The following is a 14898-nucleotide window of genomic DNA, read 5'->3' on the forward strand; positions in this document are numbered from 1 at the left end:
GGCAAGTCGCGCTGTAGTTTACCGACTACACAAGTAACCTCACCCAGGCCCCGACGGCACCCTCGTCAGCGCTCGCGCGGCCAAGCCCAGGATTGACAACAGGCGTATATGGCCCAGAAATTCGCGCGTGGCCTTCATCACATCAGGGCAATTCGTCTGACATCCTGAGACAACGAAAACGGCCGTAGTTCCTGCCCAGGAGGCAGGAGCTACGGCCGTTCGTATGGTCGAGAACTCTTATTTCACGACGTAGTTCGGGGCTTCGACGGTCATCTGAATGTCGTGCGGGTGGCTTTCCTTGAGGCCCGCGGTGGTCAGGCGGACGAACTTGCCCTTGGCCTTGAGGTCGTCGATGGTGGGAGCGCCGACATAGAACATCGACTGACGCAGACCACCGGTGAGCTGATGCGCGACCTGCTTGAGAGGTCCACGGTAGGCGACACGGCCCTCAATCCCCTCGGGGATGAGGTCGGTGTCGGTGTCGATATCGTCCTGGAAGTAGCGGTCCTTGGAGTAGGACTTGCCCTGACGTGGAGCCATGGCGCCCAGTGATCCCATGCCGCGGTAGGCCTTGTACTGCTTACCATTGATGAAGATTAGTTCGCCCGGCGATTCGCTGCAGCCGGCCAGCAAAGAGCCGAGCATCACGGTGTCGGCACCGGCGACCATGGCCTTGGCGATGTCACCCGAGTACTGCAGCCCACCATCGGCGATGACCGGAACACCGGCTGCGCGAGCCGCCTGAGCGGCCAAGTAGACGGCCGTGACCTGGGGGACGCCGACGCCTGCGACCACACGAGTGGTGCAGATCGAACCCGGTCCGACACCGACCTTGATGGCATCGGCTCCGGCATCGATGAGGGCCTGTGCGCCCTCCTTCGTGGCAACGTTTCCGCCGATGATCTGGACCTTGTCGAACGTCGGATCAGCCTTGATCTTCTTGATCATGTCGGTCACGCCGCGAGCATGTCCATTGGCGGTGTCGACGACGAGAACGTCGACGCCAGCCTCGGCGAGAAGTGTCGCGCGTTCATAGGCATCGCCGTGGAATCCGACGGCCGCGCCCACACGCAGACGCCCCTCGTCGTCCTTCGTGGCCAGCGGGTATTCCTCGGTCTTGACGAAGTCCTTGACAGTGATGAGGCCCTTGATGACGTCGTTCTCATCGACCAGGGGCAGCTTCTCGACCTTGTGCTCGGCCAGCAGCTCGAAGGCCTTCTCTGCAGAGACGCCGTCCGGGGCCGTGATCAACGGCATCCGGGTCATGGTCTCGGCCACGGTGCGAGTCGGGAATTCGCTGCGAGTGACGAAACGCAGGTCGCGATTGGTCACGATGCCCAGCAGCACATTGTTCTCATCGACGACGGGCAGTCCGGAGATCCGGTACTTGCCGCAGATCTCGTCGAGTTCTTCCAGCGTCTTCTCGGGGGTGATCGTCAGCGGATCGTTGATCATCCCAGATTCGGAGCGCTTGACGTAGTCGACCTGCGCCGCCTGATCTTCCATCGACAGGTTGCGGTGGATGATGCCCAGTCCGCCGATACGGGCCATGGCGATGGCCATCCGCGATTCGGTCACGGTGTCCATGGCGGCCGAGACCAGGGGGATGTTGAGCTCGATCTCTCTGGTCAGACGTGTGGTAGTGGTGGCGTCAGAGGGGATGACATCGGTGTCACCGGGCAGGAGAAGGACATCGTCATACGTGAGCCCCGTCAATGAGAACGGATCGTTTGCGGCCTGTGTTTCCTGCTCGGGAATCCCCATGGGTACAGCCTTTCGACGCGGTGAGTACGGTGGCTCAATGCTATCGAAGACATACATCGCTTATCCAGCGTTTCAAATACCGAGCACTGTGAGACTGCCGACACCGGCACTCAGGAAAGTTCGCCGAGGTGGCTGTAACGTCGCGTAACCCGATCTCTCGCCGAGGTGGTCCTACTGTTCCGTCGTCAGCGGCCTTCGCCGACCGAGCGTGCCAGGTCGAGTGTCGAGGCTTCGGAGTCATCAAGGTGGATGCGCAGAAGGCCTTCGGCTCCATGTCGGTCCCCCGAGCGCATCTTCTCCAAGATGTCCCGGTGCGGGTTCGCCCAGTGGGAGTGGTATTTTCCGGGCTCCTTCGAGCGGGCGAATGTCGTTGAGAGGCGGGCCATGAGGTTGACGTAGAACTCGTCGAGCATAGGGGAGCCGAGCAGGCCGACGATGGCCTGGTGGAATGAAGCGGAGTGTTCCTGCGCGTCGGACCAGCTCTCATTGTTCGGAGCGTTCTCGGCCTTGACGACGGATGCTTCGACACGGTTCATCGCCTCGTCGGTGGCGTCCTGTGATTCTTGGACGGCTCGGATTTCGAAGACGCGTCGGGCCTGGTAGAGGTCTTTGAGTTCGTCGAGGTCGAAGGTGCGGACGAAGAAGCCGCGGTTCGTCTCCTGAGTCAGCAGTCCGGCGTGACGGAGCAGGCTCAGGGATTCGCGTGCGGTGTTGCGCGAGACGTTGAATTCCTTCGCCAGCGCACCATCCCGGACCGGGCTGCCGGCAGGGTATTCGCCGGTCGTGATTCGGGACCGGACCAGGGCGACGATCGCCTCTGAGGTACATCCGGGTGCGTGTGGACTCATATCACCAGGCTACCGTGTCCCCGCCGTTCATGGGCAAAGTCACGCCTCCCCCAAGCTCAGTCTGGATTCGAAGCGCCGCGGGCGCTTGGTCAGCGGATCCTCGAACCCGATCGAAGCGGCCAGGAGCTGCAGCGGTGAACTGAAATCGTAGGGGTCAGGAGAATTGTCGACGGGATAGACCGGGTCGCCGAGGATGGGCAGCCCGAGCGAGCTCATATGCACGCGCAGCTGGTGGGTCTTGCCCGTCAACGGTCGAAGTTCGTACTCGCCGACAGTCCCCGACTCGAACCCGACTTCGCGCTCGCGCAGACGGTCGCGTTCACGCAGCAGGCTGATGTGACTGATTGCGTTGGGCTCGCCCTCGACTTCGAGAACCTGTCGGCCACCGCGAGGCTTGTACAGCCGCGATTCCTTGACGATGGGAAACTCCATGTCCTCGGGAGGCATCGGCGCCAGGGCACGATAGGTCTTATCGACCAACCGGTTTTGGAATAGGCTCTGATATCGGCCACGGGTCTCGGGGCGCTTCGACAGGATGAGCAGTCCGGCGGTGACACGGTCGAGACGGTGGATGGCCACGAGTTCGGGCTGGTTGAAATCCGTGCGAGCCCGGGTCACGACGCATTCGCGCACGAAGCGCCCGTTGGGAGTGCTCGCGAGGAAGTGCGGTTTGTCGATGACGAGCAGTTCCTCGTCTTCGAACACGACGGAGATCTCGAACGGAATGCGCTCTTCCGGCGGCACCGGGCGGTGGAAGAAGTAGAAGCCACCGGGCTCCACGGGATCGTCCCAGGTCACTGGTACTCCGACGCCGTTGCGCATGTCTCCTGTGGTCAACAGGCTGCGACGGGCTTCGGGGGTGGCATCGGGGAACTCTTCCCCCAGCCACTGACCGATCGTGTCCGGGACCGGCAGATGGTTCTTGTCGTGCGTCGACTTTCCGCCGGGAGCTCGCAGCGAGGTCGCCGAGATTCCTTCGCGAGGCGGAAGCGGACTGCGGGGCATCGAATCAGTCTAGCTGTCGACGCGTTGTCGCACATGACCCCGATGTCGAGCATGGCCTGCGAAGACGTTCGTGGCCAACGATTCATTACACAGCCGCGCGTCTGCGAGAAATGCCGTGCGTATGCGAGCAATCAGGAGCCGACAGTTCTATGGTGGGAGACATGGACAACACCGAATTGACGGAAGAGTTCCTCCTCAACAAGGTCATCGCTCCAGTCGTTCTCGGCATGTTCGCCAACGACGAATGGGACGGCTACGGAATGAATCACGACCCGGCCGACTCACGAAAGTGGATCGTCAGGGTCGTCGCCAACTGGGAGTCCGTCGACATCTCCCTCGAATACTCCGAGGGCATCGATTCGGTCGACGACCTCCAACTGAAGCTCATCACCGAACTCCAAGCCTTCATCGACCGCTCGGAGTTCGGGCAGCGCCGCGACGAGGACTGGGCGCCCGACGCACACAACATTGCTCCTCCCAGCCTCAGACGTACCCCTCGTCCGAGCTTCCACGGACCGCCGGAGTGTGCGATGCGCATCCTCAGGATCCGCTCGCGCACCCTCCGCCTCGACCGGCGCCGCTGCCGGTCCGCCCACCGCCGGGGCTGAGCCGACACACCTCAGCAGCTGACCCGGCCCAACCGCTGCCCAACTTCGATGGTTGACTCAGGTCGATGGCCGACTCAGGCACGTTCGACGAGGAAGTCGATGTCGACGTCGCTGGGCAGGGCACCGTATTCCCGGCCCCGATTGGGACCCAGCCGTGCCGACGCGAACCCGGCGGCCACCTCGGTGGGGGCGGATTCGAAGAGGATCGTGGCCTGCATGAGCAGTGCCATCTTCTCCACCAGCACTCGTCCACTGCGCTGGACGCCTGCGAGCCTGGCAGGATCTCCGCTGGTCACAGCTTCGAGTGAACTTTGGAGGGAACCGGCGAGCGCCTCAAAGGCAGCATCGAAGTCCGGATGGCGGCCAAGCCCGGTTTCGAGGAAGCCGAGGAAGGCCTTCGCCGTCCGCGGCTCACGACCCAGGGCGCGCAGCACGTCGAGGACGATGACGTTGCCGGAGCCTTCCCACACGGCCATCACCGGCTGTTCACGGTACCGGCGGGCCAGCGGGAAGGCTTCGGTATACCCATTTCCGCCCAGGCATTCGAGCGCTTCGTAGGCGTGCTCGGGTCCGCGTTTGCAGATCCAGTACTTGCCGACGGCGGTGGCCAATCGCCGGAAATCGGCCGCCTCCACGCTGTCATCGTCGTGGACGGAGGCCAGGTGCATGGCGGTGAAGGTGGCCGCTTCGGCTTCGAGCTGCAGATCGGCGATGACGGCGCGCATCAGCGGCGCTTCGATCAGCGTCGCCCCGAACGCGGCCCGTCCTCGAGAGTGCCAGGCGGCTTCTGCCACGGACTGGCGCATGCCCGCGGTGGAGCCGAGGATGCAGTCGAGCCGAGTTTGGGACACCATCTCGATGATCGTGCGCACGCCCTTGCCCGGCTGACCCAGCAGCCACCCGGCGGTGGATTCGAATTCGATCTCGGAGGAGGCGTTGGATTTGTTGCCCAGCTTGTCCTTGAGTCTCTGTATCCGCACCGTGTTGAGCTCGCCACCGGGCAGGATGCGCGGGACGATGAAGCAGCTCAGACCCTCTTCGAGGTGGGCGAGGACGAGGAAGGCATCGGACTGCGGGGCTGAGCAGAACCATTTGTGTCCGGTGATGAGGTAGCGGTCGCCGTCCTGGACCGCGCGGGTGGTGTTCGCACGTACGTCCGAGCCGCCCTGCTTCTCGGTCATCGCCATTCCGAAGGTGACCGCGCTCTTCTCAGCCGGGTCGATGCGCCTCGGGTCGTAGTCGTTCGCCGTGGCCTTCGGGACCCAGAAATCGGCCAAGGACGGGTCGGCCTGCAGCGACGGAATGACGGCATGAGTCATCGACACCGGGCAGGCGTGGCCGGGTTCGATCTGAGAGAACAGCATGAACCTGACGGCACGGTCCGCGCTCGCACCAGGTCCGGGATAGCTCCAGGCGTGTGAGTGCGCGCCGCTGCGCAGTGCTTCGCCGATGATGCGGTGATAGGCGGGATGGAATTCGATCGCATCGATGCGGTTGCCCCACTCATCGTGTGTCTTCAGCTCCGGTCCGTGTTCGTTGGCCAAGCGCGCATCATTGATGAAGTCGGCACTGCCGACGAGTTCACCGATGCGTTCGAGCTCGGGTGTCGACGCATGTGGGGCGTAGGCCTCCACGGCCTCGACGAGGGCCGTGTTGAGACTGTATTCGTTGATGTCCCGCCGAGGTTTCGCCTGGTTGAACACCGTGTGCGTAGTGGATACGGCGGCTGTGGCAGATGAGCCGGCTTGAGTCGCTGGTGCGTGGGTCATTGTTCTCCTATGGCGGTGCGCGCGAATGTGGACAGTGCGGTGATGAGTGATTCGACTTCGGAGGCGCTTGGAGGAGCCCGGTCTGGATCGAGAAGGTCAACGAGGTTCTCGGAGATGGATCCGACCACGGACCTGGCCACCACCTCGGCGGGGACATCGACGGTGTACCGGTGGGTCAAGCCTTCGGCGATCACGGCCACGTACCCGCGCCGCAGTGCTCGGCGCTCGATCTGCACGGTGTCGGGGACCTCCTCGAACAGGAGCGCGTGAGCGAGGGTGCGGCCGGCAACCGCGCGGCGGATGAAGACATCGACGACCGAGCTGACAACGTCCGCAGCATTCGTCGACGCGGCGACAGCTGCCTCGATCACGGCGAGTTCGTGGCCAGCGGCTCGAGCAAACACGATCCCCAGCAGCTCGTCGCGGTTGTCGTAGTAGGTGTAGATGAGGCCGGCACTGCACTCGGCCTTGCGTGCAACAGCGGCAATGCTCGCCGAGGCGAACCCGCCCGAGGCGATGACATGGTGGGTTGCGCGTTCGACCCGGGCCCGCCGCTGTTCGGCCTTGGCACGAGTTCTGGGAGTTTCGCGATAAGCCACGTTACCCCTTCCCCAAAGAAATGAATCATGGTTCAATTGTTGAAAGTATGGCATTCGTCACAAGGAGAAGCAATGAAGCTCGGTACTATGCTCGATTCCACCGTCCTGCGCGACCCGGATCACGAAGCTCTGGTCTATGGGGATGAGAGGTACACCTATGCCGAACTTCGACACCACGCTCTCAAGGCGGCACGTGTGCTCGAGGACAACGGCATCGTGGCTGGTGACACCGTCGGAATCATGACGTTCAACGTACCCGGGTTCGTCTTCGCTGCCTTCGGCGCCTGGTATCTGGGAGCCATCGTCGTTCCGGTCAATCACAAGCTTCAGGCTCCTGAGGTCAAGTACACGATCGAGCATTCCGGTGCGAAGCTGGGAATCGTCAGCGCCGAGCTGGCCGAAACGGCGCGTGCGGGTGCCCCGGGCATCACCTGGTTGGAGACCGAATCCGCGGCGCCGGGCAGCTTCGACTCTCAGCTGGCGGCGGCCGAACCCGGCGAACCGGGTGATTTCACAGACGAACACGTGGCGCAGATCCTCTACACCTCGGGGACCACCAGCTCACCCAAGGGGTGCGTGCATTCGCACCGCAACATGTCCCAGGTCGCGACCCTGATCAACCTCAACATGGGTTATCGCAGCGACGACCGCTATCTCATCTGCATGCCGATCTGGCATTCGGCTCCGCTGAACATCAGCCTGCTCCCCACTATCCTCACCGGCGGCACGATCGTGCTCCAACGTGCGTTCCATCCGGTGGATTCGATGACGATCATCGCCGAGGAGAAGATCACCACCTTCTTCGGTCCGACCATCGCCTATGTTGCACCGGTGATGACGGCGAAGAAGCTCGGCCTCGACTTCGCAGACTATGACTTCTCCACCATCCGGCGTTGGAACTACGGCGGGTCCCCCATCGATCGGTCGACCGCGGCCATGCTCATCGAAGCCTATGGGACCGATCAGTTCTTCAACCTGTTCGGCATGAGCGAAATGGGACCCACCGGCTGCATGCTCAGGCCGGAGGACCAGTTGCGCAAGGCCGGTTCGGTCGGCCGAACGGCGATGGTCGGCAATGCGATGCGCGTCGTCAAGGCCGACGGCACAGAGGCCGGCCCCGGAGACACGGGCGAAATCTGGTTCACTGGTGATACCCGCATGCGCGAATATCTCAACAACCCCGAGGCGACGAGGGCCGCTTTCGAAGGCGACTGGTACAAGACCGGCGATATCGCAACGCTTGACGAGGACGGCTACCTCTTCATCGTCGACCGCAGCAAGGACGTCATGATCGTCGGCGGAGAGAACGTCTACTCCCTCGAGGTGGAGGAGGCGATCATCGCTCACGAGCGGGTTGCCGATGTCGCAGTGGTGGCGAAGCCGGATGCCGAGTGGGGCGATCGAATCGTCGCATTCATCACCACCGCCGATGGCCGGCCATTCGAAGTCGAGGAGCTGCGTGACTATCTGGCTGACAAGCTCGCGCGGTACAAGCTGCCGCGCGAGGTCATCATCACCGAAGAGCTCCCCCGCAACCCTTCAGGCAAACTGCTCAAGCACAAACTCCGCAGCGAGGTCGCTGCCGGGTAGCGGCTGCCACTGCCGAACGGGCGCGGCCACGGTATCGCCGGACACGCGCCCGCGGCCTCTGGCCGGATCGCGGCTCCTGTGGTGCACTTGGGTCATGAGCTTCGACGCGCAGCACATTTCGCAGACGATCCGCCGAGACCCCTCCGACATCGCGGTCTTCGCCGGCAATCCGGCTAATCTTCCGCAATGGGCAGCTGGCCTGAGCGAAGGCATTCGCAATGACGCCGGACGGTGGATCAGTGACTCGCCGATGGGTGAGGTCGAGGTCAGCTTCCGACCCGGCATCGAGTTCGGGATCCTCGACCACGACGTGATCTTCCCCGACGGCACCGCCGTGCACAATCCGCTGCGTGTGCTCCACAACGATGATGTCAGCGAAGTCGTCTTCACGGTCTACCGCCTCCCGAATGTCAGCGACGAGGAATTCGCCCGCGACACCGCTGCCGTGCAGAAGGACCTTGAACGACTCCGTGATGTCCTCGAAGGCTGACCGATCGGAGGCCTCCCAGCAGGCTGATTCCACCATGAGGTGGGGTCACAGGTTCATCAACGCCGCCATGCGCACCCTGTACTTCGGTCGCATCCATGTCCTCGACCTCAGCGATGAGGACGCCGCAGGCAGCGCGAACCAGCGTCCGCGCCTCATCATCTCCAGTCACCGCAATGGTGCCATCGACGGTCATCAGGTGCTCGCCGCGTTCCCGCGGGCCCAGTTCCTCGTCTCGATCCAGCTCATCCGCAGCTGGTTCCTCCGCCTCTTCATCGCCGGCATCCCCGTCGTCCGCCCCAAGGATGTCGAGCGCTACAACCTCGACCCAGCATCGGTGGCCAGCCCGGTCGAAGCCGGCACTGCACACCTTCGCCGAGGCGGTGACCTCGGCATCTTCCCCGAATCCAGCAGCGAATGGGGCCACCGACCCCAGCCCTACAAATCGGGTGCCGCCCGCGTCGCCTGCACCCTCATCGAGGAGAGCCTCGACCTCGAGATCATCCCGGTCGGCCTCTTCTATTCGACCCCTGACCGGTTCCGTTCCCGCGCCGAGGTGGTCCGCGGGAAATCGATCACGATTCCTGACCGCAATGGCCAGGATCGATCCGTGTGGGAGGCCCAGGTCGCCTCGGCGCTGAAAGCGGCCCTCGATGACGTCTCGGTGAACTGCCCCGATGAGGCCACCTTCGAACGGATCCAGGCGGAGGCGCTCACCACCGCCCGACACACTGCGAGCGGATCGGCCACGTTCGCGCGGGCCTTCCTCGATCTGCAGAACGAAGCTGCGACTCCCCCGACCAGCTCCGTCACCAGCACAGATACCAGCACCGTTGCGGCACATGCAGCGACCGACACACACGTGGCTGACGATGGCCGTGGAGGTGTGAGTTCTGCAGTGAAGGTCCTGCGCTGGGTCGGCCTCACACTCATGTGGCTCTTCGCTCCGATACTCGGGGCGGCTGCTTTTGCCGGATCGCGCGCGGACGGTCGCAATACTGTCACATTCTTCCGCCTCCTCGGTGGCTTCGCAGCGGTTATGGTCTGGATACCGGTACTCATCGCTGCCGCGTTCTTCTGGCCCCTGGTCATCGGAATCGGCATCGTCAGCGCGGTCTGCGGCTGGCTGCTTCTTGGTCTCCGTCGCGTCCGTCTGTGACTCGGCCGTCCCCTGTCCCTTCGATATCCGCCCTCATCTGCGACATCTCTAGGAGCTCTCGTGACTCTCACTCTCGGCTTCACCGATCCCCTCGCCACCGAACTGGCGACCAGCGGCGGCAAGGGCGCCAGTCTCGCGAGGTCCGCGCAGAACCTGCCCGTGCCCGGCGGTTTCATCGTCACCGCCGAGGCCTACACCCAGTTCATCGCACCTCTCCAGTCCCGAGTCACCGAGCTCATGGACACCCAGCACCCCGCCGAGGCGATCGGCGATCTCATCCGCAGCACCCCTGTCCCCGATTCGTGGCTTGCCGACTTCGCTGCAGCGGCCCAGGCTGCGGGCCTGAGCGATGAGGCCGTGGCAGTCCGCTCCTCAGGCACCATGGAGGATCTGCCCGGTGCGGCCTTCGCCGGACAGCACGACACCTACCTCGGCGTGCGTGGGACTAAGGCCATCGCAGAGGCGGTGCGAGACTGCTATGCCTCCCTGTGGAATCCGCATGCCTTCCGCTACCGTCAGCAGCTTGGTGTTGACCAGCTGGAGGCGAAGATGGCCGTTGTCGTCCAGCTCATGGTCGCGGTCAGCGCTGAGGAGGCTGCCGGGGTCGCGTTCTCCGTCGACCCGGTACGTGGAAACACGGACGAAGTCCTGATCAATGCTGCGTTCGGCCTGGGCGAGACCGTCGTTGGTGGGGAGGAACCGGTCGACGAATTCCGCATCGCCCGCGCCGACGGCACCCAGATCGCGTCCGAGATCGCGGACAAGCCGAAGGCTCTCGTGATGAGCGAACCGGCCGAACCTAGCGAACCGGACGGTCACGGCCATGCGAGGACGACGGTCATCCACCTCGGCGAGGATCAGCGTACTCGTCCTGCTCTGACGCCCGAGCAGGCCCAAGCAGTGGCGCAGCTGTCTGTGCGGGCCGAGGATCATTTCGGTTTCCCTCAGGACATCGAGTGGGCCTTCAGCGGTGATGACCTCTTCCTTCTGCAGTCCCGTCCGATCACCCGCGTCGCACCTCGGTGGACTAGAGATGAATCCGCGGAACGATTCCCCACCCCTGTGACGCCTCTGACCTGGGACCTCGTCGAGGCGGGGTTCCATTACTCGCTCAATCACAGCTTCGACCTCATGGGTCTGCCGCCGTTTGACGACAAATGGTTCGTGATGCGTGACTTCTACATCTATGGCAATCAGACGGCCGTCGACCTCTACGCTGGCCGGCTGCCGACGAAGATGCTCTCCAGCGTCGAAACCATCACCGAATCTCTGCCGGAGATCGCCTCGCAGTTCGGCTGGGTACAGGAACTGCCGGTGCGGTGGATGCGTGATCTCGACACGTACCTCATGGGCATCGGCAGGCTCTCCCACGAACCCTTGGAGGACAAGTCGCTGGCCCAGGTGTGGGACCATGTGATCGCCATCAGCGACCTCGGCACCGAGTATTTCCGCCCCAATATCGCGATCTCTCTGACGCAGCAGACTCTCTACGGTGCGCTCTCTCACATGCTCGAGATTGCCGTGGACAAGGAGACGGCGCAGCTCGTATTCGAGCGGCTGCTGGCCTCGACGGAGACGAAGACCTCCCAGGTCAACGCCGAGCTCTGGGAGCTTTCACGCACTGTGCGCAGCAATCCCGAGCTGGTGTCGACGCTGCGCAGCAATACAGGAGAGGCGGGACTGGCGGTCCTCGATGATTTCCCTGCCTTCTTCGACGAGTTCGCGACCTTCCTGGCCAAGCACGGCCACCGTGAACTCGATTTCGACGCCTACCATCCGACCTGGGTCGAAGCCCCGCATATCGTCCTCGATCAGGTTCGCCTGCTGGCCGACCGCGAGACGAACGCCTCGGCGGACTCCGACTTGGAGCGCAAGGTCCTGCAGGCTGAGACCGAGCGGGCCGTGATCAATGCCGCCCCGGAGAAGCTGCGCTATCTGGTCCAGGAGGTCATCCGACTGGCACGTGCATACACGGCTCTGGATGATCTGGAGCATTACCAGACCACGCGGCTGACCCTGCCGATGCGCCGGGCTCTGTGCGAGCTGGGTCGAAGGCTCGTCGACCAGGGTGTTCTCACCGATCCCATGGACGCCTACTTCATCAACTTCGAGCCTCTCGACGCAGCGATCCGTGCCACGGAAGTCGGCACTGGGCGCGGTGATGGCCAGCTCTCCCCTGCCGAGGCGCTGGCGGGTCTGACTGGGATCGCCGAGAAGAACAAGGCCGGGTATCAGGAAGCGGTTGAGAGGACTCCCGAATGGGAGCACGGTCGTGCCTCCGAGGTCGGCGATGACACGGACGGTGACTTCATCAAGGGAACTGCCGGCAGCCCCGGCGAGGTCACGGGCGAAGTCTTCGTCGTCCACAGTCCCGAGGACTTCTCGTCCTTCCCGGATGGTGCGATTCTGGTCGCTCGGACCACGAACCCTGCATGGACCGCCCTGTTCTATCAGGCCAGCGGCATCATCACGGAAAGCGGCGGAGCACTCTCCCACGGCGCGGTCACGGCCCGTGAACTGGGCCTGCCCGCAGTCATGGCCATCCGGGATGCCACCAGCCGCTTCACCTCGGGCCAGACGGTGAACGTCAACGGCAGCAACGGCACGGTGACACCGAACTGAGACCCGCCTCGGCGAGCCCAGCATCACACCGCTTCGAGAGCCTCCACGGGGCTGATCGACGTTGCCGCGCGCGCCGGGGCACGACTGGCGGCGAGCACAGCCAGAAGCGAGCCGGCGACGACGGAGATGATTACCCACCAGGGCACGGACGGTGCGAAGATTCCGGTCAGCGGGGACAGCAGAGACAGCGCACCGATCCAGCCGAAGACGATGCCCAGAGGCACCGCGACCAGGCAGGCCGTCACGCTCAGCTGCATTCCTTCGGCCACAATCATGCGTCGCACCCGTCGCGGCGTCTGACCCAGCGCCATGAGCAGACCGATCTCCTGCGTGCGCTGTCGCACGGAGAGCATGAGTGCGTTGGCAACTCCGATGATGGCGATGATGACGGAGAAGAGGACCATCCCCAGGAAGAACAGCATCGTTTGGTCGATGATGGTCTTCAGCACAACTTCGAAGCCTCCCCACCCTTCGTCACCGAGCGATTCGGCGTACTCGAGCAGCTGGTCCCTGAACGTCGTCATGGCTGTGGCGAACATGACGATGAGAGTGATGCCGATGACGAGACCGATGACCGTGCGTGCATTGCGGGTGGGGTGACGAGCGATCGTCGAGGCGGCCAGGCGTGAGGTTGCGGTGCGGCCGAGCAGCCACCCGGTGAGCGCCTGCAGCGGTGGGAGGATCCAAGGGTTGCCGACGATGACGCCGACGAACGTCAGCATCGCACCGAGTGCAACGAGCAGCACCCCCGCAGCACTGACCGTGTGCCCGCTGGCGGCGACGACACCGCTGATGAGAAGGGTGATCCCCATGGACAGCAGCATGAGTGCACCCGTCAATGCCCCCATCGATGCGCGCACATCTTCTGGCCGGCGCTCGACCGCCTGCGAGGTGGCCTCGATCGGAGAGATGCCGGTGATGCGACGGGCACCCAGGTACGCGGAGAACCAGGTCACGACGATGGTCGCGGCACCCGGCAGGAACATCATCGGAGTGAACAGCTTGGGCTCCTCGGTGATCCGAGCGCCGAGGTAGGCCGTCGTTGCCAGCGCGAGTGCAGTCGAGACGAGGACCGCGCCGATGGCGCTGGGGATCGAGACCAGCAGTCCCTCCACCGAGGCGGCTCGACGCAGCCGTGCAGACGAGGCGCCGATGAGCCTCAGCAGCGCCAGCTGGCGGCTGCGACCGGCGATGATGATGGAGAAGGTATTGGCGATGACGATGCTCGAGACGAACAGTGCGATGAGGAAGAAGACCAGCCCCACCGTTGTGAGCAGACCTTGAGCCGTGTCCGATTCCGCGATGATCTTCGCTGAAGACATCCAGGCTGTGAGGATCTCGATGCCCTGCATGATGACAGTGCCGAAGAGGGCAGCGATGAAGACGACGAGGAAGCTGGGGGCGAACTGGCGCGGGTTGGTCCGGATCTCCCGCATCGGGTTCATCGGCGCCCTCCAGCCTCGACGGCCTCGGCCTGCGCGTCCAGATCGAGCATCGTCTGCGCGATCGCTTCGGCACTGATCGTGTCATTGAGTTCGGAGACGGGCGTGCCGTCGGCGATGAACACGACGCGGTCGGCGTGGGCAGCCACAAGCGGATCATGGGTGACGAGGACAATCGACTGACCGAGCTCGCGAACGGCCTCGGACATGATGGCCATGACTTCACGCCCCGATCGGCCGTCGAGGTTGCCGGTCGGTTCGTCGGCGAAGAGGATGTCCGGTCGGGTGGCCAGAGCACGGGCGATGGCCGTGCGCTGCTGCTGTCCGCCAGAGATCTCACCGGGCCGATGCTTCAGCCGGTTGTCCAGGCCGAGTCGCTTGATGATGCTGGAGATCCAGGCACGCTCGTCGGCATTGGGTTTGCGGTCGTCGAGCTCGAAGGGCAGCAGAATGTTCTCCCTGACCGTGAGGGTCGGCACCAGGTTGAACGCTTGGAACACGAAACCGATCCGCCGCCGCCGCAAGGTGGTCAGGTCGTCCTCATGCAATCCGGTGATGTCCCGTTCGCCGATGTGCACCGTGCCCGAGCTCGGACGATCGAGTCCGGCGAGAACGTGCATGAGAGTGGATTTGCCCGAACCCGAGGGGCCCATGATGGCCGTCAGCCGGGCGGGAGCGATATCGAGAGACACCTGGTTGAGAGCGACCAGCGCCGCCCCATCGGGATCAAAGACCTTCGAGACATCACGAAGTTGAGCGATGGGCATCGGTGAAGCTGTCGTCATGGTGTCCCTACATTGTTGCGTAACACTGCCTCATCCAGACTAACGATCATCGACGGCAAGGAACATGGGTTCTGACTGACCAGTAGGTGTGAGCCGCCTGCATGCTCGGCCATCCGCGCAAGCCGCTGCCTTCGCGACCTGCGGATATGCCTAAGCGCTTCGGCGGGCTTCCAGATTGGGGTTATAGGTCAGATTGCAGGCATGAAAAACACGTGTGGCC

12 protein-coding genes are annotated in these 14898 nt (G+C 63.6%); 5 read left to right on the plus strand and 7 right to left on the minus strand.

Annotated elements, in window-relative coordinates:
- Positions 1-237 precede the first annotated feature (237 nt).
- The 3 genes from guaB to BSP239C_RS15030 form a co-directional block, all read right to left on the minus strand.
- Positions 238-1764, minus strand: coding sequence for an IMP dehydrogenase (gene guaB / locus BSP239C_RS15020; RefSeq protein WP_101574169.1), 1527 nt, complete (start codon positions 1762-1764; stop codon positions 238-240).
- Between the two features lie 185 nt (positions 1765-1949).
- Entirely contained in the window at positions 1950-2612 is a 663-nt protein-coding gene (locus BSP239C_RS15025; RefSeq protein WP_101574170.1) for a GntR family transcriptional regulator, read from the minus strand.
- A gap of 39 nt (positions 2613-2651) precedes the next feature.
- Positions 2652-3617 (minus strand): pseudouridine synthase, encoded by a 966-nt coding sequence (locus BSP239C_RS15030; RefSeq protein WP_101574171.1) that lies wholly within the window; start codon positions 3615-3617, stop codon positions 2652-2654.
- 161 nt (positions 3618-3778) lie between these two features.
- Here BSP239C_RS15030 and BSP239C_RS15035 point away from each other — a divergent pair, with 161 nt between their 5' ends.
- On the plus strand, positions 3779-4225 hold the full coding sequence (locus tag BSP239C_RS15035) for a hypothetical protein (protein ID WP_145997466.1): 447 nt from the start codon (positions 3779-3781) through the stop codon (positions 4223-4225).
- 74 nt (positions 4226-4299) lie between these two features.
- On the opposite strand, the gene BSP239C_RS15040 is transcribed toward BSP239C_RS15035, so the two are convergent.
- Together BSP239C_RS15040 and BSP239C_RS15045 are read right to left on the minus strand one after the other, a co-directional pair.
- Positions 4300-5994, minus strand: a complete 1695-nt coding sequence (locus BSP239C_RS15040) for an acyl-CoA dehydrogenase family protein (protein ID WP_101574173.1) — start codon at positions 5992-5994, stop codon at positions 4300-4302.
- Complete coding sequence (locus tag BSP239C_RS15045; protein WP_180959053.1) at positions 5991-6593, minus strand: TetR family transcriptional regulator; 603 nt, start codon at positions 6591-6593, stop codon at positions 5991-5993. Before BSP239C_RS15045 ends, BSP239C_RS15040 begins: the two co-directional genes overlap by 4 nt.
- A gap of 72 nt (positions 6594-6665) precedes the next feature.
- On the opposite strand from BSP239C_RS15045, the gene BSP239C_RS15050 reads away from it, so the two are divergent.
- The 4 genes from BSP239C_RS15050 to BSP239C_RS15065 all read left to right on the plus strand — a co-directional run bounded on the left by BSP239C_RS15050 (position 6666) and on the right by BSP239C_RS15065 (position 12451).
- Complete coding sequence (locus BSP239C_RS15050) at positions 6666-8183, plus strand: class I adenylate-forming enzyme family protein (RefSeq protein WP_101574175.1); 1518 nt, start codon at positions 6666-6668, stop codon at positions 8181-8183.
- A 94-nt stretch (positions 8184-8277) separates the two neighbouring features.
- Positions 8278-8673 carry a polyketide cyclase gene (locus tag BSP239C_RS15055; protein WP_101574176.1) on the plus strand — a complete coding sequence of 132 codons (396 nt, stop codon included), beginning with the start codon at positions 8278-8280 and terminating at the stop codon, positions 8671-8673.
- Complete coding sequence (locus BSP239C_RS15060; protein WP_145997467.1) at positions 8642-9829, plus strand: hypothetical protein; 1188 nt, start codon at positions 8642-8644, stop codon at positions 9827-9829. Before BSP239C_RS15055 ends, BSP239C_RS15060 begins: the two co-directional genes overlap by 32 nt.
- A gap of 60 nt (positions 9830-9889) precedes the next feature.
- Positions 9890-12451, plus strand: coding sequence for a PEP/pyruvate-binding domain-containing protein (locus tag BSP239C_RS15065; protein WP_101574178.1), 2562 nt, complete (start codon positions 9890-9892; stop codon positions 12449-12451).
- Between the two features lie 23 nt (positions 12452-12474).
- Here the strand turns inward: BSP239C_RS15065 and BSP239C_RS15070 are convergent, their stop codons facing one another.
- A complete protein-coding gene (locus BSP239C_RS15070) occupies positions 12475-13896 on the minus strand; it encodes an FtsX-like permease family protein (RefSeq protein WP_101574179.1) in 1422 nt (473 codons plus the stop codon).
- Positions 13893-14678: an ABC transporter ATP-binding protein gene (locus BSP239C_RS15075; RefSeq protein ID WP_101574180.1), complete on the minus strand. Its 786-nt coding sequence runs from the start codon at positions 14676-14678 to the stop codon at positions 13893-13895. Before BSP239C_RS15075 ends, BSP239C_RS15070 begins: the two co-directional genes overlap by 4 nt.
- Positions 14679-14898 lie beyond the last annotated feature (220 nt).

Origin of the sequence: Brevibacterium sp. 239c, from assembly GCF_900169365.1 — a bacterium.
Taxonomy (GTDB): domain Bacteria; phylum Actinomycetota; class Actinomycetes; order Actinomycetales; family Brevibacteriaceae; genus Brevibacterium.

What these genes read in the sequence shown, in the direction of transcription:
- guaB (WP_101574169.1), bottom strand. Translation starts at nt 1,764, where the DNA reads ATGGGGATTCCCGAGCAGGAAACACAGGCCGCAAACGATCCGTTCTCA.
- BSP239C_RS15025 (WP_101574170.1), bottom strand. Translation starts at nt 2,612, where the DNA reads ATGAGTCCACACGCACCCGGATGTACCTCAGAGGCGATCGTCGCCCTG.
- BSP239C_RS15030 (WP_101574171.1), bottom strand. Translation starts at nt 3,617, where the DNA reads ATGCCCCGCAGTCCGCTTCCGCCTCGCGAAGGAATCTCGGCGACCTCG.
- BSP239C_RS15035 (WP_145997466.1), top strand. Translation starts at nt 3,779, where the DNA reads ATGGACAACACCGAATTGACGGAAGAGTTCCTCCTCAACAAGGTCATC.
- BSP239C_RS15040 (WP_101574173.1), bottom strand. Translation starts at nt 5,994, where the DNA reads ATGACCCACGCACCAGCGACTCAAGCCGGCTCATCTGCCACAGCCGCC.
- BSP239C_RS15050 (WP_101574175.1), top strand. Translation starts at nt 6,666, where the DNA reads ATGAAGCTCGGTACTATGCTCGATTCCACCGTCCTGCGCGACCCGGAT.
- BSP239C_RS15055 (WP_101574176.1), top strand. Translation starts at nt 8,278, where the DNA reads ATGAGCTTCGACGCGCAGCACATTTCGCAGACGATCCGCCGAGACCCC.
- BSP239C_RS15070 (WP_101574179.1), bottom strand. Translation starts at nt 13,896, where the DNA reads ATGAACCCGATGCGGGAGATCCGGACCAACCCGCGCCAGTTCGCCCCC.
- BSP239C_RS15075 (WP_101574180.1), bottom strand. Translation starts at nt 14,678, where the DNA reads ATGACGACAGCTTCACCGATGCCCATCGCTCAACTTCGTGATGTCTCG.